The organism is Enterococcus sp. DIV0008 (assembly GCF_050542615.1).
In the GTDB taxonomy this organism is placed as follows: domain Bacteria; phylum Bacillota; class Bacilli; order Lactobacillales; family Enterococcaceae; genus Enterococcus_D; species Enterococcus_D innesii.
Map to the genome: position 1 here is coordinate 373,438 of NZ_CP172937.1, position 23,066 is coordinate 396,503.

General features: G+C 44.5%; 19 protein-coding genes. 18 read left to right on the top strand and 1 reads right to left on the bottom strand.

Annotated elements, in window-relative coordinates; genetic code table 11:
- Nucleotides 1-2 precede the first annotated feature (2 nt).
- The 18 genes from IGI84_RS01800 to IGI84_RS01885 all read left to right on the top strand — a co-directional run bounded on the left by IGI84_RS01800 (nucleotide 3) and on the right by IGI84_RS01885 (nucleotide 21,897).
- Entirely contained in the window at nucleotides 3-392 is a 390-nt protein-coding gene (locus tag IGI84_RS01800) for a YlbF family regulator (protein ID WP_142424756.1), read from the top strand.
- Nucleotides 376-2,928 (top strand): DNA mismatch repair protein MutS, encoded by a 2,553-nt coding sequence (gene mutS, locus IGI84_RS01805; protein WP_430600631.1) that lies wholly within the window; start codon nucleotides 376-378, stop codon nucleotides 2,926-2,928. The genes IGI84_RS01800 and mutS overlap by 17 nt, the downstream gene beginning before the upstream one ends.
- Before the next feature lie 15 nt (nucleotides 2,929-2,943).
- Nucleotides 2,944-5,052, top strand: a complete 2,109-nt coding sequence (mutL, locus tag IGI84_RS01810; protein ID WP_220426290.1) for a DNA mismatch repair endonuclease MutL — start codon at nucleotides 2,944-2,946, stop codon at nucleotides 5,050-5,052.
- Nucleotides 5,049-5,609, top strand: coding sequence for a Maf family protein (locus IGI84_RS01815; protein WP_077453872.1), 561 nt, complete (start codon nucleotides 5,049-5,051; stop codon nucleotides 5,607-5,609). Before mutL ends, IGI84_RS01815 begins: the two co-directional genes overlap by 4 nt.
- Nucleotides 5,610-5,611: 2 nt before the next feature.
- On the top strand, nucleotides 5,612-6,010 hold the full coding sequence (locus IGI84_RS01820; protein WP_081118865.1) for a GFA family protein: 399 nt from the start codon (nucleotides 5,612-5,614) through the stop codon (nucleotides 6,008-6,010).
- Between the two features lie 88 nt (nucleotides 6,011-6,098).
- Entirely contained in the window at nucleotides 6,099-6,530 is a 432-nt protein-coding gene (msrB, locus tag IGI84_RS01825) for a peptide-methionine (R)-S-oxide reductase MsrB (RefSeq protein WP_008376288.1), read from the top strand.
- A gap of 181 nt (nucleotides 6,531-6,711) precedes the next feature.
- Entirely contained in the window at nucleotides 6,712-7,302 is a 591-nt protein-coding gene (gene ruvA / locus IGI84_RS01830; RefSeq protein WP_005232405.1) for a Holliday junction branch migration protein RuvA, read from the top strand.
- 14 nt (nucleotides 7,303-7,316) lie between these two features.
- Nucleotides 7,317-8,318 (top strand): Holliday junction branch migration DNA helicase RuvB, encoded by a 1,002-nt coding sequence (gene ruvB, locus IGI84_RS01835; protein ID WP_005227171.1) that lies wholly within the window; start codon nucleotides 7,317-7,319, stop codon nucleotides 8,316-8,318.
- A gap of 352 nt (nucleotides 8,319-8,670) precedes the next feature.
- On the top strand, nucleotides 8,671-9,582 hold the full coding sequence (locus tag IGI84_RS01840) for an ABC transporter permease (protein ID WP_005232388.1): 912 nt from the start codon (nucleotides 8,671-8,673) through the stop codon (nucleotides 9,580-9,582).
- Between the two features lie 11 nt (nucleotides 9,583-9,593).
- Nucleotides 9,594-10,475, top strand: coding sequence for a carbohydrate ABC transporter permease (locus IGI84_RS01845; protein WP_005227173.1), 882 nt, complete (start codon nucleotides 9,594-9,596; stop codon nucleotides 10,473-10,475).
- Between the two features lie 14 nt (nucleotides 10,476-10,489).
- Nucleotides 10,490-12,091: a sugar ABC transporter substrate-binding protein gene (locus IGI84_RS01850; RefSeq protein ID WP_005227174.1), complete on the top strand. Its 1,602-nt coding sequence runs from the start codon at nucleotides 10,490-10,492 to the stop codon at nucleotides 12,089-12,091.
- Between the two features lie 369 nt (nucleotides 12,092-12,460).
- On the top strand, nucleotides 12,461-13,063 hold the full coding sequence (locus tag IGI84_RS01855; protein WP_081118867.1) for a DUF624 domain-containing protein: 603 nt from the start codon (nucleotides 12,461-12,463) through the stop codon (nucleotides 13,061-13,063).
- Entirely contained in the window at nucleotides 13,056-13,970 is a 915-nt protein-coding gene (locus tag IGI84_RS01860) for an acetylxylan esterase (protein ID WP_081118868.1), read from the top strand. The genes IGI84_RS01855 and IGI84_RS01860 overlap by 8 nt, the downstream gene beginning before the upstream one ends.
- Nucleotides 13,967-14,746 carry an endonuclease/exonuclease/phosphatase family protein gene (locus tag IGI84_RS01865; protein ID WP_081118869.1) on the top strand — a complete coding sequence of 260 codons (780 nt, stop codon included), beginning with the start codon at nucleotides 13,967-13,969 and terminating at the stop codon, nucleotides 14,744-14,746. Before IGI84_RS01860 ends, IGI84_RS01865 begins: the two co-directional genes overlap by 4 nt.
- A gap of 6 nt (nucleotides 14,747-14,752) precedes the next feature.
- Nucleotides 14,753-16,903: a glycoside hydrolase family 3 N-terminal domain-containing protein gene (locus tag IGI84_RS01870; RefSeq protein WP_081118870.1), complete on the top strand. Its 2,151-nt coding sequence runs from the start codon at nucleotides 14,753-14,755 to the stop codon at nucleotides 16,901-16,903.
- 15 nt (nucleotides 16,904-16,918) lie between these two features.
- Complete coding sequence (locus IGI84_RS01875) at nucleotides 16,919-20,209, top strand: GH36-type glycosyl hydrolase domain-containing protein (RefSeq protein WP_430600636.1); 3,291 nt, start codon at nucleotides 16,919-16,921, stop codon at nucleotides 20,207-20,209.
- A 13-nt stretch (nucleotides 20,210-20,222) separates the two neighbouring features.
- Nucleotides 20,223-21,182, top strand: coding sequence for a LacI family DNA-binding transcriptional regulator (locus tag IGI84_RS01880; protein ID WP_081118872.1), 960 nt, complete (start codon nucleotides 20,223-20,225; stop codon nucleotides 21,180-21,182).
- A gap of 457 nt (nucleotides 21,183-21,639) precedes the next feature.
- Nucleotides 21,640-21,897, top strand: a complete 258-nt coding sequence (locus tag IGI84_RS01885) for a hypothetical protein (protein ID WP_430600638.1) — start codon at nucleotides 21,640-21,642, stop codon at nucleotides 21,895-21,897.
- Between the two features lie 24 nt (nucleotides 21,898-21,921).
- Here IGI84_RS01885 and IGI84_RS01890 read toward each other — a convergent pair whose 3' ends face one another.
- Nucleotides 21,922-22,815, bottom strand: coding sequence for a hypothetical protein (locus IGI84_RS01890; protein ID WP_081118873.1), 894 nt, complete (start codon nucleotides 22,813-22,815; stop codon nucleotides 21,922-21,924).
- Nucleotides 22,816-23,066: the final 251 nt, after the last annotated feature.

Below are 23,066 nucleotides of genomic sequence, written 5' to 3' on the forward strand. Positions count from 1 at the left end.
GCATGGAAGAGCAATTAGTCAAAGAACCACACGTTGTCCAAGAGCTGGCTGCTTTGCAAAAGCTCTTGTCTGATCATCCGATCGTTCAAGAATTTCAAGAAATCCAAGCACGAGCCTTGCAAAACCAAGGGCTATTGGAGCTGGAAGAAGCGCTGAAGCAAGCGCAAAAAGAGATCGTTCAATTTGAGCATTATGAGAAACCCGAAGCAAAAAAAGCTGCCGAGCAGCGTTATGCGTCATTGACAAACGAATACGAGCAGCATCCTTTAGTGGTTGCTTATCGTCAAGCGTTACTGCAAGCAGATGAATTGCTGCAATATGTCACGACGGAGATCCAAAAGAAAATGAATAAAGCCATCGAGGAGGATGAAACCAATGCCTCAAAAAACTAAAAATACCCCGATGATGGAACAGTATTTAAGCATCAAGGCTCAGTACCAAGATGCTTTTTTATTCTATCGTTTAGGGGATTTCTATGAATTATTTAATGAGGATGCTGTCAAGGCAGCACAAATTTTAGAACTGACGTTAACCAGCCGCAACAAAAATGCGGAGGAACCGATCCCTATGTGTGGGGTGCCTTACCACGCTGCCAGCAATTACATCGATACCTTGATCGAGCAAGGCTACAAAGTAGCGATTTGTGAGCAAGTGGAAGATCCAAAAACCACCAAAGGAATGGTCAAACGCGAAGTCGTTCAACTGATCACGCCGGGAACGGTGATGGACAGTAAAGGCCTATCCGCCAAAGAAAATAACTTTTTGACAGCTGTTTTGCAGCAAGGGGAGCGTTTTGGCTTTGCCTATGTCGATCTAAGTACCGGTGAATTAAAAGCAACGCAATTGGAAGATGAAGAAGCTGTCGTCAATGAGGCAGCCGCTCTGCAAACGAAAGAAGTCGTTTTGTGCAGCGAGATCCCTGAATCATTGCAAACAACACTGACCAATCGCTTGAATGTCGTGTTTTCTAAGCAAGAAACGTTGGAAGAAAATGCCGAATTTCAATTTTTAACAGAACCTCTCTCCCAAGAGTTAGAAAAAGTAGTCACAGGGAAGTTGCTAAGTTATTTGGCGATCACCCAAAAACGCAGTTTAGCGCATATTCAACAAGCCGTGGAATATCAGCCGGATCATGCCTTGAAAATGGATCATTATTCCAAATTCAACTTAGAATTGACGCAGTCGATTCGAACCGGCAAAAAACAAGGGACTCTTTTGTGGTTGTTGGACGAGACAAAGACCGCAATGGGTGGCCGTTTGTTAAAGCAATGGTTAGACCGTCCCTTGATCCAGCCAAAGAAAATCACTGCCCGCCAAGAAATGGTCCAATCGTTACTGGACAGTTTCTTTGAGCGAGCAGATCTGCAAGAAGCGTTGACGAAAGTCTATGACATGGAACGCTTAGTCGGACGGGTCGCCTTCGGAAATGTCAATGGCCGCGATTTGCTGCAGTTGAAATCTTCTTTGGAGCAAGTGCCTTTGATCGCGCAATTGCTGCAAGGCATCAACCGTGGCGAGTGGAATGACTTGCTGCTGGAATTAACGCCCCTAGATGATTTGGTTGCACTGATCGAAGCGGCGATCGATGAAGATGCCCCGTTGCAGATCACAGAAGGCAACATCATCAAAGATGGGTTCCATCAACAATTAGATGAATACCGTACAGCGATGCGTAACGGCAAGCAATGGCTGGCGGAATTAGAAGCCAACGAACGCCAAGCGACGGGGGTCAAAAACTTGAAAGTTGGGTTCAACCGCGTCTTTGGCTATTACATTGAGATCACGAAAGCCAATCTAGTGAATTTAGATACCTCTCGCTACGAGCGCAAGCAAACGTTAGCCAATGCGGAACGGTTTATTTCACCCGAGTTGAAAAAAATGGAGACTTTGATTTTAGAAGCCGAAGAGAAATCGGTGGATTTGGAATACCGCCTGTTTCTTGACGTTCGTGAAGAAGTGAAAAAGAGTATCACCCGTCTACAAAAGTTAGCCAAAGCCGTCAGTGCGGTCGATGTCTTACAAAGTTTCGCCACGGTTTCGGAACGTTACCAATACGTGCGGCCGACAGTAGCGAAAAAACGAGCGGTATCGATCATCGACGGCCGTCATCCTGTAGTGGAAAAAGTCCTTGGTCACCAAGAGTACATTCCGAATAGTATCGTGATGGATGAAGAAACAGAGATCCTGTTGATCACAGGACCAAATATGTCTGGGAAAAGTACGTACATGCGGCAGTTTGCCTTGCTAGTCATTATGGCGCAGATCGGCTGCTTCGTACCGGCACAATCTGCAGAGATGCCGATTTTCGATCGGATCTTTACTCGCATCGGTGCCAGCGATGACCTGATCGCCGGTCAAAGTACGTTTATGGTGGAGATGATGGAAGCCAACCAAGCGCTGCGTCATGCAACGCCTAACAGCTTGATTTTGTTTGATGAGTTAGGGCGTGGGACTGCGACCTATGATGGGATGGCATTGGCACAAGCCATCATTGAATATATCCACAAAGAAGTTCATGCCAAAACACTTTTCTCCACCCATTATCATGAGCTGACGGTTTTAGATGAGGAATTGGCGCACTTGCGCAATGTCCATGTCGGTGCCGTTGAAAAAGAAGGCGAAGTTGTCTTCTTGCATAAGATGATGGAAGGGCCCGCAGATAAAAGCTATGGGATCCATGTAGCCAAAATCGCGGGACTGCCAAGTGCACTCTTACAGCGCGCAGCCACGATCCTAAAAGCGCTGGAAGAACATGAACCGACGGTACAGCCAAAACCAGTCGTCGAAGAAAGTCAGCAGTTGTCGTTGTTTAGCGAAGTATCTACGGAAGAAATCGGCGTTATCGATCAGTTGAAGAAATTGAATCTGTTGGAAATGACCCCGATGGATGCTCTGAATACATTGTACGAGCTGCAAAAACGAATTTAGAAAGAAGGTCAGCAGATGGGAAAGATCCAAGAGTTATCCGAACGTCTGGCGAACCAAATCGCGGCAGGAGAAGTCGTTGAGCGACCAGCTTCTGTCGTCAAAGAATTAGTTGAAAACGCCGTGGATGCCGGCAGTACCCAAATCGATATTTTTATTGAAGAAGCAGGCTTGCGTAAAATCCAAGTCATCGATAATGGCGAAGGAATTGCAGAAGAGGATGTCTTGACTGCCTTTAAACGCCACGCCACCAGTAAAATCCACAATCGAGCTGACTTGTTTCGAATACGTACCCTTGGGTTTCGTGGGGAAGCTTTGCCTAGTATCGCTTCGGTTTCGATCCTCTCAATTGAAACGGCAGTCAAAGGCGCCCAACAAGGCTCCTTTGTGCGCTTAAAAGGCGGCGCTGTTGAAGAGCATTTGCCTGCCAACTTGCGGCAAGGAACCAAGATCACTGTCGAAAACCTCTTTTACAATACACCGGCACGCTTGAAATATGTCAAGACGCTGCAAACGGAACTAGCAAATATCGGCGATATCGTCAATCGGATCGCCCTGAGCCATCCAGAAGTGGCTTTTCGTCTCGTTCATGAAGGCAATAAGATGTTGAGCACCACTGGAAGTGGGCAGTTAAAACAAACTATCGCCGGGATCTACGGGGTGGAAACCGCCAAAAAAATGATCGCGATCGATACTGAGGACCTCGACTTTAAAGTCACTGGCTTTGTGTCACTGCCAGAAGTCACCCGAGCTAGCCGCAACTATTTATCCACGATCATCAATGGTCGTTATATTCGCAACTTCGCTTTGAATAAAGCGATCGTTGCTGGTTACGGATCAAAATTGATGGTCGGTCGTTTTCCATTAGCTGTCCTTGAAATCAAAATGGATCCCTTATTAGTCGATGTCAATGTTCATCCGACTAAGCAAGAAGTTCGTTTGTCAAAAGAAGAAGAACTGACCAAACTAATCAGTAAAGCCATCAATGAGGCGCTGCGGGAAATCAATTTGATTCCTAACGCCGCTGACAATCTGCGGTTTAAGAAAAAAGTTGCCGATCAGCCAAAAGCCCAGCAGCTTGGCTTGGAACTGGAGTCAGCAGGAAATTCGACTTCTGGGTTGTCTTATAATCGCGAAACCGGGAAATTTGAGGTGCAGGGCAGTACTTATCAACAGACTGTGGATAACTCTGTGGAAAAGCCTGTGGAGGAAGGTGGAAAACTTCCAGAAATGCCACAGGAATCTAGCGAAAACTTGTTGGAAGAAACTGAGGAAACCTTTCGCAGTTTGGAAGAGACGTTGCCAAATAAGCCTGTCCGAAAACCATTTATGGAAGAACAGACGGAAACAAAAGCGCCGCTGCCAGAAGCGCCTGCCTTTCTTCCAGATGAGACGCCAGAGCTTACGGCGCAAGATCTGCAAAGTCAAGCGACTCTTCACCCGGAAATGCATGGGGATGACCGCAACTACCTGAAAACGGTCGAACGGTTGCTGGAAGAAGAACCAGCGAAGGAGCGTTTTCCCCAACTGGATTATTTTGGGCAGATGCATGGGACCTATTTGTTTGCCCAAAGCGAGGCAGGTCTATATATCGTCGACCAGCATGCGGCACAAGAACGAATCAAATATGAGTATTACCGCGAAAAAATCGGCGAAGTGACCAATGATCTGCAAGAATTGTTAGTGCCGATCGTTTTGGATTATCCCAACAGCGATGCACTGCAATTGCAGGAACAAAGTGACAAGCTGGCAGAAGTCGGGATCCATCTGGAATCTTTTGGGACCAATAGTTTCATCGTCCGGGCGCACCCGACGTGGTATCCTAGCGGTGAAGAAGAAGCCATCATCCGCGAAATGATCGATATGTTATTGACCACAGGAAGTGTCAGTGTCAAAAAGTTTCGTGAAGCAACAGCGATCATGATGAGCTGCAAACGATCCATCAAAGCCAATCACTATTTGAATGAAGCACAAGCGCGAATCTTGTTGCAAGACTTAGCGAAATGCGAGAATCCCTTCAACTGTCCCCATGGTCGCCCGGTGCTGATCCATTTCACCAACAGCGACATGGAGCGGATGTTCAAACGAATTCAAGATCCTCATCGAGCAAGGAGTGGCATGGAATGATTATTTTGGCTTCACAGTCGCCGCGGCGCAAAGAATTATTAGCGGAGTTAGTCCCGGAATTTGCGGTCATACCAGCGGATATCGACGAGTCAGTCCGACCGAACGAAGCGGCGATCCCTTATGTCCAACGGATGGCAGCAGAAAAAGCGGCGGCTATTACGCAAGCATATCCTGAAGATCTGGTGATCGCGAGCGATACGACGGTCGTGGTGGATGAAGAAATCTTAGGAAAGCCAGTAGACCGTAAAGATGCTCGGTCGATGTTGCGAAAAATGAGCGGACGGACCCATTGGGTGCATACCGCCGTCGTTTTGCAAAAAGGCAAACAGCAACGCCAAGCAGTGGTTTCGACGGAAGTTGTGTTTCGTCCTTTGACGGATCAAGAGATCGACAAGTATCTTGTCTTAGATGAGTACCAAGACAAAGCGGGCGCCTATGGGATCCAAGGGGCGGCCAAAGTATTTGTCTCATCGATAACCGGCGATTTTTATACGATCGTAGGGTTTCCTGTCGCTACGGTCTATCAGTTGTTGCAAGAGTTTACGGAGGAGGAATAAGGATGGATGTTTCTGGTAGTTGTCTTTGCGGCAAAGTCACGATCAACTTGACGGGAGTTGCGAAAGAAATCACGGTTTGTCATTGTAGTCTCTGCCAGAAATTTCACGGCGGACCAATGGTTGCTCTTGCGCCATGCGCTGAGGACCAGATGGCTCTTCAAGGAGCGAAGTGGCTGCGACGTTACGATTCTTCTGAGTGGGCACAGCGAGGATTTTGCAGTCAATGCGGCTCGAGTCTGTTCTTTTACCTCAAAGAAACACACACCTATTTTTTTGCGGCTGGGTTATTTGGCAACTTGCCAGAAGCTGTCTTAACCGAAGAAATCTATACAAAAGACCAACCGCAGTTTTACCATTTTGCGGAACCAACGACTCGTTGGGAAAAGCTGCAAAACCCTTAAATAATTTGAGCAAGTCATTTTACATTCGCTAAGAAAAAAGGCATGATAGAGCATACAGGATGAGTCTAGAGGAAAAGCAGGTGAAAAAATGACAGATAAAAAAGAATTAAAAGAAAAATTGTCGCCGATCGAATATGCGGTGACCCAAGAAAATGCAACCGAACGCCCCTTTACTGGCGAGTATGATGATTTTTATGAAAAAGGGATCTATGTTGATATCGTCAACGGAGAACCATTGTTTGCTTCTACTGATAAATATGACGCTGGTTGTGGCTGGCCGTCCTTTTCGAAGCCGATCAGTCGCCAAGATATTCAAGAAAAAGCCGATTTTTCTCACGGCATGCATCGAGTAGAAGTCCGCAGCAAAGAAGCTGACTCTCATTTAGGACATGTTTTTTCAGACGGTCCTCAGGACAAAGGCGGTTTGCGCTATTGTATCAACTCGGCAGCATTGAAGTTCATCCCTTTGGCAGAAATGGATGAAAAAGGCTATGGCGAATTCAAATCACTCGTTGAGTAAGTATTAGGAACTGTGTGCGAAAAAAAGACGCAGCAGCATGTCTCGTTTGAAAAAATGCGACTGAAACAACGGTTTTTCCTCCGTTTGTTTCCTGCTAAGCCTTTTCCTTCGTTCACAGTCCTTTTTTTGCCCTCTCGTCTGTGCTACAATAAAGGGAACGTATGTACAGAAAGGAAAGCACATGTACGAATATATCATAGGAAAAGTAACGGATATCTTTCCGGCGTATATCGTCGTTGAGACCCATGGCATCGGCTATCAGATCGCTTTTGGCAATCCGTATTCATTTAGCGGCAAGTTGAACCAAGAAGTAAAAATCTATCTGCACCAAGTGATTCGTGAAGATGCCCATAGTCTCTACGGCTTTGCCACGATCGAAGGCAAGCAGTTGTTTTTAAAATTGATCAGTGTCTCAGGTATTGGACCAAAGAGTGCGTTAGCAATCATGGCCAATGAAGACCATACGGGGTTGATCACGGCAGTCGAAAATGGGGACGTCAACTATTTGACTAAGTTCCCAGGTGTCGGTAAAAAGACGGCGCAGCAAATGATCCTAGACTTGAAAGGCAAAGTGGCTGAACTGGTGGGAGAAGAAGCGATCGTTCCTCTAAGCGTGGCAACGACTGCTTTAGATGAAGCGATGGAAGCCTTGAAAGCATTGGGGTATAGCGAAAAAGAAGTCAAGAAAGCCGAAAAACAATTAGCGGCGAATACGACAAAATCGACGGATGAGTACTTGCGGGAAGCTCTCCGATTGATGATGAAAAAGTAAGGAGCAAGTAGACGATGGATGAACGAATTGTTTCGCCAGAAAGTACTGAACAAGAAGAGATCATCGAAAAATCCTTGCGTCCGCAAACCCTTGCCCAATATATCGGACAAGACAAAGTCAAGCAGGAGCTTTCGATTTATATCCAAGCGGCGAAAAATCGAGAAGAAGCGTTGGATCATGTCCTCTTATATGGTCCGCCAGGCTTAGGGAAAACGACGATGGCAATGGTGATCGCCAACGAGATGCAGGTGCAAATCAAGACGACCAGCGGTCCTGCGATCGAAAAACCAGGGGATTTGATTGCGATCTTGAATGAGCTACAGCCAGGGGATGTTCTGTTTATCGATGAGATCCATCGCTTGCCTCGTGTCGCCGAAGAAATGCTTTATTCGGCAATGGAAGATTTTTATGTGGATATCATGGTGGGGCAAGGGACAACGGCTCACCCAGTTCATTTTCCGCTTCCGCCATTTACCTTAGTCGGCGCAACGACGCGGGCGGGGATGCTCTCGGCACCACTACGGGATCGCTTCGGGATCATTTCGCATATGCAATATTATGAAGACCATGATTTAAAAGAGATCGTGCAGCGGACTGCGTCCATCTTTGAAACGGATATCGTGGAAGAAGGGGCGATCGAAATCGCCCGTCGGTCCCGAGGCACCCCGCGGATCGCCAACCGGTTGCTTAAACGAGTTCGCGATTATGCGCAAGTGCAAGCAGATGGCTTGATCGATCGCACCGTTGCTGATCAGGCATTGGCGCTTTTGGCAGTCGATCATGCTGGCTTGGATTATATCGATCAGAAATTGATTCGGACGATGATCGAATTGTATCAAGGCGGCCCGGTGGGATTAAGTACGATCGCTGTCAATATCGGGGAAGAAACCGAAACAGTGGAAGATATGTACGAACCGTTTTTGATCCAAAAAGGATTTTTGAAACGGACCTCACGTGGGCGGATCGCAACACCGTTAGCGTATGACCATTTTGGCTATCCGCAAAGAAGCGAATAGAAGGAAGCGGCAATCAGCAATGATTGCTGCTTTTTTGTGCATTTGGTGAAACGTTTCTTTTTATTTTTTAATAATTTCTGAGGAGTAATCGATGTTGGGAAAATGTGATATTTGTGAAATTTGATTAATTAGAAGTTCTTAGGGAAATAATTTCATCTTAAAACATTGATATAAAAGCTTTTATATTTGTGAGGAACCCAACAAGATTTGTGAAAAAAGAAAAGCTGAAAAAAATAATTGGAAAGGCTTGCATTTTCGAATGGCAGCGGATATAATCTTTTTGTAGAAACGTTTCACCGAAGTGTGGAGATATACGTAGTGTTACGAGGATAGAAAGAAGGAGATTTTGTGTATGAGTAAACTGCAAAAGTTTTATAGTCAACGGCAGCTTCACTGGATGGTTTTTCCCGGCGTGGCATTTATGATCGTATTTAATTATATTCCGATCTACGGAATTATAATCGCTTTCAAAAACTATACGGTGATTGACACGATTTCATCAGCACCATGGGTCGGGTTAGAGAATTTCCGTATCATTATGAATGACAGTTTTTTCTGGGAAGCGGTTAGAAATACGTTAGCCATCAGCTTATTGAAATTAGGATTAGGTTTTGCGATCCCGATTGTGTTAGCCATTATGATTTTTGAAATGCAAGATGGCCGCTTGAAGAAATTTATTCAAACGGTTTCATACATTCCCCATTTTTTCTCATGGATCGTGCTAGGTGGGATGATGATTTCTTGGCTGTCAACGAACGGCTTTATCAACCAAGTGCTGATGTCTGTAGGATTGATGGACAAAGGGGTCAATCATCTATTGGATCCAAGCAAATATTGGTGGATCGCGGTCCTTTCTGATCTATGGAAAGAAGTCGGCTGGGGAACGATCCTTTACTTGGCAGGGATGTCGCGGATCGATCCAACGTTTTATGAAGCCGCACGAATCGATGGTGCCAGCAAGCTAAGACAGATTCGCTCGATCACATTGCCATTACTGACACCGATCATCTCCTTAAACTTGATTCTGAATGTGAGCGGTATCTTAGGGTCAAACCTAGATCAAACATTAGTTTTGATGAATTCACAGAACCAAAACCGTTCAGAAGTCATCAACTCCTTTGTTTATAAAATGGGGTTGACGCAAGGTGATTTCTCTTATGCAACTGCTGTCGGCTTGGGGATCGCGGTCATTTCCGTCATCTTATTGGTGATCACGGATCGAGTGACCCGCAAGTTGAACAACGGCAATTCAGTTATCTTATAGGAGGAAAAAACATGATCAAAAGAAAAGCAAAAGAAAACACATGGTTTTACTTCTTCAATACCGTGATCTTGATTTTATTCTCATTGATGATCATCGTACCGATTTGGAATATCTTGGTTTCCTCCGTGTCTTCTAGTTCTGGATTAGCGGGCAACGGCCTCGTGTTATGGCCCAAAGGCTTTACCTGGGAAAACTATCGGAAAGTTTTTTCCGACGCAAGTATCCCTCGTGCCTTCTTGATCTCAGTGTTAAAAACGGTTCTTGGGGCTGCGACCCATACCTTGTTTTGTGCGATCGTGGCTTACGGATTGAGTAAATCACGCTTGGTTGGCCGCAACATCTATACAACGATGGGGGTCATAACCATGTACTTCAGTGGTGGGATGATTCCAACGTACTTGCTGATTCGCTCGCTAGGATTACTGGATTCTTTCTGGGTCTACATTATTCCAGCTTTGTTCAGCTATTATGATGTCGTGATTTTAATGAACTTTTTCCGTGAGATTCCGCCTTCACTCGAAGAATCGGCGAAGATCGACGGTGCAAGTGAATTCCAAATCTTCTATAAAATCTTCTTACCATTAACGAAACCGGCCTTGGCAACCATCATCTTGTTCAACGGGGTTGGCCAATGGAATGATTTTATGACGACAAAACTGTATATCACAAAAGAGTATCTCTATCCGCTGCAAATGAAGATTTATGAAATCATCGTCCAATCCAACTTGAGTACGATGACTGAAAGCGGTAGTACTGACTTTATCGTCCAAGCAACGACCCGTGGGGTTCAGTTGGCTACGATCGTCATCACGACAGTGCCAATTTTAATTATATATCCATTGCTTCAAAAACACTTTATCGGCGGTATGATGGCCGGTGCAGTAAAAGAATAGAAAGAGGGATAGACATGAAAAAAGTAGTAGGCGGTTTATTGGCAGCATCAGCATTACTCAGCTTAGCAGCATGTGGCGGCAGCTCAGACAATGCCAGCAGTTCGGATTTTTCTATCAAAGATCGGTATGAGTTAGATGAAAAGACACCAGCATGGAAACTCGATACCAAAGAAGAACCAACCAAGATCACATGGTACATCAATTCAGACTGGACAGCTTTGCCATTTGGTGAAGATGTGACGACAGCCCAAATCAAAAAAGATTTGAACATTGATATTGAATTTATTTCAGGGGATGATTCGAAATTAAATGCCTTGATTTCAAGTGGTGATATGCCTGATATCGTGACGTTGATGGATAAAACCAGTCAAGCAGCCACAAAAGCTGATAGCTGGGCATACTCATTAAACGATTTAGCGGAACAATACGATCCGTATTTGATGAATGTCGTGACCGAAGATACCTTCAAATGGTTTGCTTTAGATGATGGCAAAACTTATGGCTATCCAAACTATTCCAACACTGCAGCGGACTACGAAAGCGGCAATATTCCCGTCAACGACAACTTTGTGATCCGTGAAGATGTCTATGAAGCATTAGGCAAACCAGATGTTTCGACTCCAGAAAACTATGTGAAAGTCATGAAAGAAATCAGCGAGAAATTCCCTGATTTGACACCGATGGGCTTCACAACGATCGGCGAAACAGCAGGACCATTCTTAGATAAATTGCAAGATTTCTTAGGTGTTCCATTAGAAGATGAAGATGGTGCTTTCTACGACCGTAACTTAGATGAAGAATATATCTCATGGTTGAAAACCTTCAATCAAGTGTATCGTGACGGCAACATCAGTGATGACAGCTTTACTGATGACGGCCCAACCTATGATGAAAAAGTAAAACAAGGGGACTATGCAACGATCTTAGTCGCAGGAACGAGTGGACAAGGTGGGAACTTCACTGAATTCATGAAAAACTCTGACACACGCTACATCGCAATCGATGGCCCTGCCAGCACGTCTGGTCGTGAAGCAACCTTGAACCAAACAGGAATCTCTGGCTGGTTGATCAACTACATCACAAAAGATGCAGCGGATCCAGCAAAAGTAACCCAACTCTTCACGTACTTGATCGATGAACCAGGACAAATTTTGACAAAATTCGGTGTTGAAGGCGTGACGTATGAATACAACGATGAAGGCAAAATCGATTACTTGCCAGAAATCAAAGAAATGGAACAAACCGACAACGAAGGCTACAACAAAAAATATGGTATCAGCCGTTTCAACTACTTTAACAATGACCGTGTCAATGCACTGAAAGTCAAAACCGAAAATGCGTTGACTCAAATGCAAGAATGGGGCGAAGGCAAATTGTATCCACACTTTGTGATCGAAAATACGGATCCAGATGCCGGAACTGCTGAAGCACGTTCAAACACAGCCATCAAAACCAAAATCAACAGCACGATCATCTCATTGATCCGTTCAAAAGATGAAGGAACATTTGACAGCACACTAACCGACTTTGAAAGCTTCTTAGATTCAAACAACTGGGATGCAATCAAAGACATTAAAACTGAAAAAATGGCCGAAAACCGCGAACGACTAAAATAACCCCCATAGGAGAGGAAAGGAAGCCAAAAAAAAGACCTTTCCTCTCCTTTGCTTTGAAACACAGGTTTTGCGCGCACTTTGCGCAAAATCTGATGTTTCAAAGTACTAGGCGACCGCAGGGAGCGTAGTGACCAACCAAAGAAACACAGGTTTTGCGCACACTTTGCGCAAAATCTGATGTTTCAAAGTACTAGGCGACCTTAGGGAGCGTAGTGACCGTACAAAGAATCACTGCGATTGGCTCACTGAGTGAGACCTGCAACCCAGAAAACTGTACGTTGAGAAACGACCCAAAATCACAAGAAGGTAAGAAACAGGTTTACGCAGCACCCGCAGCACAAATCAGCAAGTTTTGATTGGAGGATCATAATGAATCGACTATTTTCTTATGAAGGATGGTACTATCGGGTCTTTGCTTTTTTAGCAGATATGATCATTGTTAGTTTTCTCTTTATGATTCCAGCAATGACGCTGATTCTCGCAGGACCAGCATTGATCGCGCTGTATCAGACGATCGATCAATTGTACAAGGAACGGGATGTCCCGATTTGGCAGCGATACAAGCAAGCATTCTTAAGCAACCTCAAACGTGGGCTCTTCTTAGAAGGTCTTGTTATTGCGTATGTCGCAGTCTTTGCTGGGTTGATCTATTCCTTGATGATGATTACACCTTACTTTGGCGTTTTAGCCGTGATCCTCGTCAGCTTGGCTGCGCTGTATCTCGTCGTGTTCATTCTCTTGTACAGCTTGTTTGCCCAATCATTGCAAGAAACAGCGAAAGAAACGGCGTATGCGGTTCTTAGCAGTACGGCGAATGCGATCATTTTATTGGTGATCCCAATCATTGTTTTTGTATTGTGCAGCAAAGTGAACCTATTCTTATTTGTTTGTTTAGGGATCTCAGGCTCAGCCTTTATCCAAGTGTTGTTTTTCAATAAAGTATTAGCGAAGGGGGAAGAGACAAATGACTGAATCCACAGCGACTGATCGATCCTGTTTTTGGGCTTCGGTCCAACAAGAACTTGACGCCCTTCCGCTAGCCTTTGAAAGAACCAAACAAGCACCTTTGCTAAAAGGGATCGATTGTTTTACGATTTCTTTTCAAAGTCTTGGTAATGAAACGATCTATGGGCATCTGCTGCTGCCAGAACAAGCGGCAGATTGTCCAATCGTGATTGATTTTTTAGGCTATATGAATCATGTGCAAGAACCGTTCCAATTCGCTCATTGGTTATTGATCGGCTGCGGCTGTCTTGTCATCGACAATCGCGGACAAGGAGGACGCACGAAAGATCAAGTTCCTTATGAAACCACGCAGCATGAAGCACCTTTTGGACGCGGCATCTTGAAAAAAGAAGATTTTTATATGAAGCGATTGGTCGCAGATAGTCTGCGCACACTAGAAGTCCTTCAACAGATTCCGGAAATCGATCCGCAGCGCATTATTTTAAGAGGCGGCTCACAAGGAGGCGGCATCGCCTTATTAGTCAACGCATTAACGAACGTCCCGATTTTTGCGACGTTTGCCGATGTGCCAAGCCACTCCAATCTTGTCCATCGGATCGAACAAAAAACAGGAAGTTACCAGGTGATCCAAGAGTATATCGAACAATTTCCAGAAACGCGGGAAACGATCTATCAAGTCATGAGTTATTTTGATTTGAAGTATTTTGCTCATCAGATAACTGGTCCTGTTTATACATCGGTCGGCAGTGCTGATCCGATCTGCCCCATGGAAGATTTCTTCGTTTCCTATAAAAAGATTCCTGGACCGAAAGAATTGCGTATTTACTTAAATAAAGGGCATGGCGGCGGCGAAGCGAAACAAATCCGTCGTGAAATGCAGCAAATCACAAAATTACTCAAAGGAAATGAATGAAGATGAAAGTAGCAACCTACAATCTACGAGTCGATACCGACTATGACCAAGAATGGCAATGGCACTATCGATCGGAGGTGGTCTGCTCCTTGATCGATTACTACGACTGGGATGTTCTGGCGATCCAAGAAGCCCGACCTAGTCAATTTGCAGATTTAGCAAAGCTAGCGCAGTATGCTTCCGTCACGGCTGAACGTGACGGTGATGGCTTAGGCGAAGGCATCGGACTGTATTATCAAAAAGATACTTTCGAGTTATTAGCTTCAGGTTCGTTTTGGTTGTCATTGACACCGACTGAACCAAGTATTCATCCAGAAGCTGCGTATTCACGCTTATGTGTTTGGGCAGTCTTACAGGAAAAAAAGAATCCGCCGTTTCTTGTCATCACGACCCATTTAGATAATATTTCAGAAATGGCTCGTTTTGAAGGGATGAAAGTGATCTTTGAGCAGCTGGCAGATCAGATCGAACGCTACCCTGTATTACTAATGGGCGACTTGAATGCGGAGCCAACCGAGCGGGTGCATCGGTACTTAGAGCGGCATTTTCGAAATGCCAAAGAACACGGACAAAAGCCGCATCACGGACCCAAAGGCTCCTATCAAAATTTTATTTATACGTTACCATGGCAAGAATTAGAAGAAATTGATTATATCTATACGAAAGGCTTCACGGTGGTCAAAACCGCCTGTCTAACGGATTCTTGTGATCGTCGTTTTCCCTCCGATCATTTCCCTTTAGAAGCAGAAGTCCAATTTGAAGAAAGCAAAGGATGAATAAAAATGGAACAGCAGAAATTAACCGAACTACTTTCAGAAATGACCTTAGATGAAAAAATCGATCAGTTGCTGCAACTGGCAGCGGCTTTTTATTCAGATAAAGCAGAAGAGAAAACCGGCCCAATGGGCGACTTAGGACTGACACAAGAGAACATCAACAATGCAGGAACAACGCTAGGTGTTTCTGGTGCGAAAGAAGCGATCCGCGTCCAAAAAGAGTATATCGCCAATAACCGCTTGAATATCCCGACGATATTGATGGCGGATATCATTCACGGCTTTCGGACGATTTTCCCGATTCCATTAGGATTAGGCAGTTCATGGGATTTGGCAGCAGCGGAGAAGATGGCGGAAGTATCTGCCAAAGAAGCAGCTGTTTCTGGCTTGCATGTGACCTTTTCACCGATGGTGGACTTAGTAAGAGACCCACGATGGGGCCGTGTCATGGAATCGACAGGGGAAGATCCTTACTTGAACAGTCGCTTCGCTGAAGCCTTTGTCAAAGGCTATCAAGGGGATGATCTGCGAACGGATTTCAACCGCGTGGCTGCGTGCGTCAAACATTTTGCGGCTTACGGTGCGGCTATCGGCGGTCGCGACTACAACACGGTCAATATGTCAGAACGCCAACTGCGAGAAAGTTATTTGCCAGGCTATAAAGCAGCCCTTGATGCCGGTGCCAAACTGGTGATGACTTCCTTCAATACGGTAGACGGCATTCCAGCAACGGCCAATCGCTGGCTCTTCCGCGATGTTTTGCGAGAAGAATTCGGATTTGAAGGCGTTGTGATCTCTGACTGGGCTGCAATCAAAGAAGTGATCGCTCATGGCGCAGCGGAGGATGAAAAACATGCAGCTGAATTAGCCATTAAAGCTGGGGTCGATATCGAGATGATGACGACTTGTTACACCGATAACTTGAAAGAGCTGATCGCAGAAGGCACCGTTGAGGAAGCCTTAGTCGATGAAGCCGTGCTAAGAATCTTGACCTTAAAAAATGAACTAGGTCTATTTGAAAATCCATACCGCGGCGCTAATGAAGCCGCTGAAGCAGCCACTGTTTTGTCTCAAGAACACCGAGAGATCGCCAGCGATATCGCAAAGAAATCAATGGTATTGTTGAAAAATGAAGGTGTCTTGCCGTTGCAGAAAACCGAAAAAGTGGCGATCGTGGGCCCAGGTGCTCACTCCCGTGATCTATTAGGGGCTTGGTCTTGGCAAGGGAAACAAGAAGAAGTAGTGACCTTAGTGGAGGGTGCTCAAGCCTTGGGTGCGGATCTGTTGATTGGTCAAGAGCCCTTTGATTATTTTGCACCGTCTGAAGCGGCGATCCAAGAAGCGATCGAATTAGTGAAGGCAGCCGATAAAGTGGTCCTAGCACTAGGAGAGCAGGAATGGATGAGCGGCGAAGCTGCCAGCCGCAGCGACATTCGCTTGCCGCAAGCCCAATTGTCCTTGGTTGAAACCTTGAAAGAATACAACGAGCAATTGATCGTAACTCTTTATAACGGTCGTCCTCTTGATTTGCAAGGTGTGGATGCAGCCAAAGCGATCGTCGAGGCTTGGTTCCCTGGAACCGAAGGCGGAAACGCACTTGCTCAGATCCTGTGGGGAGAATACAATCCAAGCGGTCGCTTGAGTATGTCATTCCCAGAAACCGTTGGACAAGTTCCTGTGTATTACAACGTTGACAATACCGGTCGTCCTTATGAAAGTGCACCGGATGAAAAATATGTCTCAAAATATTTGGATGTCTCCAATTATGCCAAATATCCCTTTGGCTTCGGCTTGAGTTATAGCCCAGTTGCGTATTCTGCGGTGACGATGGATCAGCCGACCATGACCAAAGATCAAACGGTCACGGCTTCCATCACGGTTACGAACCAAGGAACAGCAGCGGTCTGGGAAACGGTCCAATGCTACATTCGCGATTTAGTCGGTGAAGTGGTTCGCCCAGTGAAAGAACTGAAAGGCTTTAAGAAAATTTGGCTAGAGGCTGGCGAATCAGCAACCGTTCAATTTGAGATCACGGAAGAACTGCTGCGCTATGTTCACAGCAACCAACAAGCAAGCAGTGATCCAGGGAAATTCCACATCATGATTGGTGGGAACAGCCGAGACACCCAACAAACAACCCTGCAATTAGTTAGGTAAGATAGGAAGGTTTCTATGACGAAAAAAATAGTGATGAATAATGCAAATACGACCGTGACGTTTTTACCAAACGGTGATTTATATGAGATCCAAAGTCACGGTGTGATGATCAATCAGTTGAACGGAAATGCGCTAGATGGCAGTTTGAATCAAATCTATCTACGACTGCGTGAAGCGGGGGAATTGTCCTTTATTCCCTTGATCGGTTCAAATGCCGACAGTGCCTTTGCCTACTCAGACAAACAGCTGACCTGGACCGGGACGTATCAGTCCATCAATTACCAAGTTGATTTCCAATTGGCACAAGATTGCTGGTTCTGGCGGGTTCAATTGAGTGGTTCTGGGGAAGCGGAACTGGTTTACGGACAAGATCTTGGTAATGCAGCCAAAGGGGCTGTTCAATCCAATGAAGCCTATGTTTCGCAATATATCGACCATCATGTTAGCCATGATAAGGATCGCATCGTGCTTTCTTCGCGTCAAAATCAACCACAAAATGGTCAATTTCCATTGGTGGAACAGGGCAGCTTCCAAGCCTTAAAAGGCTTCTCGACGGATGGCTATCAATTTTTCGGTCGCAGCTACAAAGAAACAAATCAACCAGCTGCACTTAGCCAAGAAACGTTAGCCAATGAAGTGTATCAATACGAATTTGCCTATACGGCACTACAAACGCAATGGTTGACGGTAAGTGAGACGCCTACGGAAATCGTTTTTTACGCAGCGGTCAAAGCCAATCAAGCGACGGCAGTCAATGAACCGCAGTTTGCACTTGAAACGTTGAAAGAAACGTATCAAGGCTTGTCCTTCGACTCGTTGCAGGCAACGGCGCAGCCACGAAAAAGCTTTGGTCGACCGCTCACAGGGCTGACATTTACCACAGAAGAAATCAATGAGCGATTTGCTCAGCAAGAAGCAGTGGAAATCGTTGACGAACAGCTGTATTCCTTTTTTACCCCTGACTATCACCATGTCGTGTTGAAGGAAAAGGAAGCACAGATGGAACGCTCCCATGGACATATTTTGATGAGCGGACAAGATCTGATCGTCGATCAACCCATTTTGAGCACGACCGTTTACATGACGGGGATGTTTAACTCCCAAATCGTATTAGGCAATACGAACCTGAACAAATTGTTGAGCAATAGCCGCAACTCATTGAATCTTTTCAAACGTTCCGGTCAGCGGATCTATTTGAAAGACGGCGATCAATGGCGGATTTTAACGATGCCATCAGCCTTTGAAATGGGCTTGAATTCGGCGACATGGTACTACAAAACAGCCGATGATGTCATTCAAGTAACGACCTTCACGAAAGCAAATGGACGCACGATTGCAACGACCATCACTAGTGAACAAGGTCGTGCCTACACCTGGGCCATCACTAATCAATTTGTGATGGGGATCGATGAAGCGGTACCGACTGCTATCATTTCGCAAGATCAACAATTGCTCACCATCAAAGGAACAGCGGATTCACCGATTGCGGAAACTTATCCAGAATTGACGTATTATCTCCATGCGGCTCAACCTTTTGAACTGACCGATGAAACGATTTTCAATGTGGCAGCCGACGATAGCACGACCGTATTGACCTTTGCAGAACAGGCGACGGTTTCCTTCGTGATCCAAGGCACACTGACTGGTGAACCCTTTGTTTCCGAAACGTTAGATCGCCAGCAAGAAGACACTGCCTATACGGCCTTTGTCGATGATTTGTTGAATCAGTTTGAATTGAAACATTCGCAGGCAGACGTCGCATCCTTCAATCACTTGGCACGTTGGTACACCCACAATATGCTTGTTCATTACTTGTCTCCTCATGGTCTTGAACAGTACGGTGGTGCTGCTTGGGGGACTCGAGACGTTTCCCAAGGACCGACTGAGTATTTCTTAGCACTTAATCGTCCTGAGATGGTGGCGTCCATCATCGAGCATTTGTTTGAAAATCAATTTGCAGATGACGGCAACTGGCCACAATGGTTTATGTTTGATCGCTATGAGAAACAAAAAGCCGATGAGAGCCACGGAGATGTGATCGTCTGGCCAATGAAAGTCGTTAGTGACTATCTCGAAAAAACTAAAGATTTCGCGATTTTGGAAAAAGAACTGCCTTATACGGATCGCGCAACCTTCTTGAAAACCAAGACCAAAGCTTCTTTGTTTGATCATTTGAAAAAAGAAGTGGCGTATATCGAAGCGAACTTCTTGGAAGGAACGTACCTGTCTTGTTATGGTGATGGCGATTGGGATGACACCTTGCAGCCAAATAACAGTAAGTTGAAGAAGCAAATGGCCAGCAGCTGGACCGTTGCCTTGACCTACGAAGTATTAAAAAAATTAGCCAGCCAGTTGCAGTCGGTTGACCCAGAGTATGCCAAACATTTAACAGAACTGTCTGCGGGCATCAAACACGACTTTGAAAAATACATGTTAGCTGATGGCACTTTGCCAGGATTTGTCTATATGGAAGATAGCGAGCACGTGGAACTGATGGTCCATCCGACTGACAAGAAAACCGGTATCCAATACCGCTTGCTGCCGATGCAGCAAAGCATGATCGGTGAGCTGTTATCTCCCGAACAAGCCGATCATCATGTGGCGATCATCAAGGAGCATTTGCAATTTCCAGATGGGGTGCGTTTGATGAATCGTCCAGCGACTTATGCGGGTGGTGTCAGCACCAATTTCAAGCGAGCAGAACAAGCAGCCAACTTTGGACGAGAAATCGGTTTGCAGTACGTTCACGCCCACATCCGCTTTACCGAAGCGATGGCGAAATTAGGTCGCGAAGAAGAGACTTGGCAAGCGCTTGGGGTCATCAATCCAATCCAGATCGCTCAACGGGTCGAAAACGCGGAGATCCGTCAAGCAAATGCGTATTTCAGCAGTTCTGATGGCGATTTCAAAACAAGGGTTGAAGCCCAAGAAAATTTTGGTAAACTTAAGGAGGCAGCAGTCGGCGTCAAAGGCGGCTGGCGCATCTATTCTAGTGGTCCAGGGATCTATATGAATCAGTTGATCAGCAATGTGCTAGGCATTCGTACCTTTGTTGATCATGTTGAACTTGATCCTGTCTTGCCAGCGGAGTTAGCAGGATTGACTCTGACATATCGACTCTTTGATCGGCCAGTCGAAATCGTCTATCATTCGGCAAGTACGCCGAAAGTATTGATCAACGGGGAAGAAATATCCACTGAGTTTGCGGAAAATCGCTACCGTCAAGGTGCGTTTGTCCTGAAGAAAGCAGCACTTTGCGCCAAACTAAACGAAAACCACACCAATACGATCGATATTTATCGTTAAGAAAGGAGAAGCCATGGTAGGAATCAAAGATATTGCCCAAAAAGCGGGTGTCTCCATATCCACCGTTTCGTATGCATTGAATGGCAGTCCAAAAGTGACCGAGGAAACCCGCGCGCGGATTCAAGCGATCGCAAACGAATTGAACTATGTTCCGAACATGGCTGCTCGCACACTGAAACGCAGACAAACCAACATCATTGGCGTTTACCTAGCCGATTATGCCGGAAGTTTTTATGGGGAATTGCTAGATGGCATCAAGAAAGGGCTGGAACTTTTCGGCTATGAAATGATCGTCTGCAGCGGCAAGAAGTCACACTTGTTTATTCCTGAGCGGATGGTGGACGGTGCCATCATTTTGGATTGGACGTTTCCAGCAAAGGAAATCGAGCAATACGCCCAACGAGGGCATCAAATCGTCGTGTTAGACCGTGTCTTGTCTCATGAAAACATCCATCAAGTCTTGTTGGACAATAAAGGAGGGGCGGCGCTGGCGATCGATCGCTTGATCGCTGGACAAAGCCAAAAAGTGTTTCTCTTAGCAGGGCCGGAAAAAGGCTACGACAGTCGGGAGCGGCTAGACGCTAGTACGAAAGAATTGACGCGCTTTGGTATTCCTTATGAAGTGATTCCTGGTGACTTCACGGAACCTTCTGGCTATCGCGCAGCAAAACAGCTCTTAGCAAATGATCCTCAGTTTCCCATTGATATCTTTGCCTTCAATGATGAAATGGCGATCGGGGTCTACAAATATGTCCGCGAGACCGACTATCGCATCGGAAAAGAGATCCGCATCATCGGGTTTGATAACACGGAATTAGGCGCTTTTGTGCAGCCGCGCTTAGCGACGATCTCCTATTCGAAACATCGATGGGGCATGGTGGCAGCTGAGAAAATCGTCCAATCGATCCAAGGGGAACCAGTGGCGGACGAGCATATTTATACCACTTTTGTGGATGGTGGATCATTTATTTAATCGATCCAATAAAGGAAAAATAGTTGAAAAAGGAATGGTGAAATGGGGAGGATTTTATCTTACAGAACATACCAAAGCAATTGATAGAGAAAGAACTATTGAAAGAAGTAAACCAATTCAAAAGTTCTAGATGGATGTTAATGAGATCGCCGAAACTTTAAATCAGGTAACACTCAAGAACAAATCAGTAGCTATCTAAATTGAAGCGCATGATCGAGATGGGAATTACTTTCCTGATATAGTTGGCCATATTTAGGGGGCATGATGAACTAGAAATATATGTTGGTGGTAATAAGGTTGGCTATGATAAAATTAGGAATATTAAAATAGCTAACATAACCAAGTGGTCGGACAAAAGTAACCTCTTATAAAAAGTACTCACAAATTATTAAATTATATTAGCGATAATTATTTAAAGCTAGCTTTCTGATATAATAGTTTGTAAAGGAGTGCTAAGATGATTAACTTTTTAAAAGGTTTAAAAATAAGAATCCTATATATATATTCAATGATTTCGCTACTTATAGGTGTCTATTTAAGTGTAAATTGGATTCCTGTAAGCGTTGAAGGACTAAGCAAATCCCAAAAACAGGAGCTTTTAAGAGAAGGATCAATCAACTGGGTACTTGGTGTAGTTTTTAAGGTATTAGCCCTGATACTTTTCTTGGGTGCACTAGTAAAATCCATTATATATATCTTAAACAAAAAGAGATAAGCGTAAAGCTCATCTCTTTTTATACTATCTAGAAACTTCGTGGATCACTTCGATTTTATAAGGAATGATAAATCCTGCTCTTTGCATTGCGTAACAATAATTGTTTCCAAATCCCACCTCGAAGTTGCCATCATAACCATTTAGCTCCCATTTGAAATCAAATATATCCGTAACCTTTACTTGAGTCCAATAATTTCCATTGGCTTGTTTCTTATAAGTTACTGTGTAACTAACTCCACGTAATGCTGTGTGAAGTTGGCCGCTTAGAAATGTATAACTTCCTGAGAAAGAACCAGATTTTTTACCTGTAGAAAATGCTTCTTTTTTAAGTCTAGAATAATAAGCGGTCATTAACTCCTCGCCGTCTACAGTCTTTGCCCAGCTATCGTTTTTATTAACATATGTCGAAGGTTTCCATGTTGGATTCCAATAGTAATTCTCAGCAGAAATAATGGCGTGCTTCATATAAGCAGCAGTCTGATTGTGACCTTTTTTCTTAACCATTGATATACCTTTATTATATGCAGCAATTGCAGCCGCATAAACTGGATTTGCAGGAGTTACCGATGATCTAGCACCTATCTTAGACTTTGGTTCAACATAAAAAGGATCAACTGATTCGGCAACGTCCGCTTTATACTCTTCCAACAATGCATCTTGTTCGGCATCATAGGAATTTAAAACTGTTAAACTCTCATTTAAAGATGCGTTGAACTCTTCAGCACTATCAGAATCTTCAAACATTCTAATTACACCATCAATATAATCTCTATTGGACTCTTCATTGGATATTGCCTCATTAATTAATGATTGATTAGTTTCATTTATCTCAAAACCATTCTCATCTGCATAACCATTTATTTGACCAAAACTTAAAACTGATATACCAAACACTACACTAATTAAAAACTTCTTCATTGTTTTAATCTCCTTTTTAATTATTATTTTACTAACAAATTTAATATACCACACTATAATATATAAAAACATTTTTAAGTTATATTTATATCTTTACAATTTTGTAATATGTAGGAAAGGATGTAAAATTGAACAAAATTGAATACAATAATATGCAAGTAAATCTTCGTTCTTTGCGGCACAAACTTGATTTTCAATGCATAATATTCGTTATTCTGTATTATTAAAAAAGGAACATAATAGGGTATTTA

Coding starts and splice junctions, on each gene's coding strand:
- IGI84_RS01800 (WP_142424756.1), top strand. CDS start 3: ATGGAAGAGCAATTAGTCAAAGAACCACACGTTGTCCAAGAGCTGGCT.
- mutS (WP_430600631.1), top strand. CDS start 376: ATGCCTCAAAAAACTAAAAATACCCCGATGATGGAACAGTATTTAAGC.
- mutL (WP_220426290.1), top strand. CDS start 2,944: ATGGGAAAGATCCAAGAGTTATCCGAACGTCTGGCGAACCAAATCGCG.
- IGI84_RS01815 (WP_077453872.1), top strand. CDS start 5,049: ATGATTATTTTGGCTTCACAGTCGCCGCGGCGCAAAGAATTATTAGCG.
- IGI84_RS01820 (WP_081118865.1), top strand. CDS start 5,612: ATGGATGTTTCTGGTAGTTGTCTTTGCGGCAAAGTCACGATCAACTTG.
- msrB (WP_008376288.1), top strand. CDS start 6,099: ATGACAGATAAAAAAGAATTAAAAGAAAAATTGTCGCCGATCGAATAT.
- ruvA (WP_005232405.1), top strand. CDS start 6,712: ATGTACGAATATATCATAGGAAAAGTAACGGATATCTTTCCGGCGTAT.
- ruvB (WP_005227171.1), top strand. CDS start 7,317: ATGGATGAACGAATTGTTTCGCCAGAAAGTACTGAACAAGAAGAGATC.
- IGI84_RS01840 (WP_005232388.1), top strand. CDS start 8,671: ATGAGTAAACTGCAAAAGTTTTATAGTCAACGGCAGCTTCACTGGATG.
- IGI84_RS01845 (WP_005227173.1), top strand. CDS start 9,594: ATGATCAAAAGAAAAGCAAAAGAAAACACATGGTTTTACTTCTTCAAT.
- IGI84_RS01850 (WP_005227174.1), top strand. CDS start 10,490: ATGAAAAAAGTAGTAGGCGGTTTATTGGCAGCATCAGCATTACTCAGC.
- IGI84_RS01855 (WP_081118867.1), top strand. CDS start 12,461: ATGAATCGACTATTTTCTTATGAAGGATGGTACTATCGGGTCTTTGCT.
- IGI84_RS01860 (WP_081118868.1), top strand. CDS start 13,056: ATGACTGAATCCACAGCGACTGATCGATCCTGTTTTTGGGCTTCGGTC.
- IGI84_RS01865 (WP_081118869.1), top strand. CDS start 13,967: ATGAAGATGAAAGTAGCAACCTACAATCTACGAGTCGATACCGACTAT.
- IGI84_RS01870 (WP_081118870.1), top strand. CDS start 14,753: ATGGAACAGCAGAAATTAACCGAACTACTTTCAGAAATGACCTTAGAT.
- IGI84_RS01875 (WP_430600636.1), top strand. CDS start 16,919: ATGACGAAAAAAATAGTGATGAATAATGCAAATACGACCGTGACGTTT.
- IGI84_RS01880 (WP_081118872.1), top strand. CDS start 20,223: ATGGTAGGAATCAAAGATATTGCCCAAAAAGCGGGTGTCTCCATATCC.
- IGI84_RS01885 (WP_430600638.1), top strand. CDS start 21,640: ATGATTAACTTTTTAAAAGGTTTAAAAATAAGAATCCTATATATATAT.
- IGI84_RS01890 (WP_081118873.1), bottom strand. CDS start 22,815: ATGAAGAAGTTTTTAATTAGTGTAGTGTTTGGTATATCAGTTTTAAGT.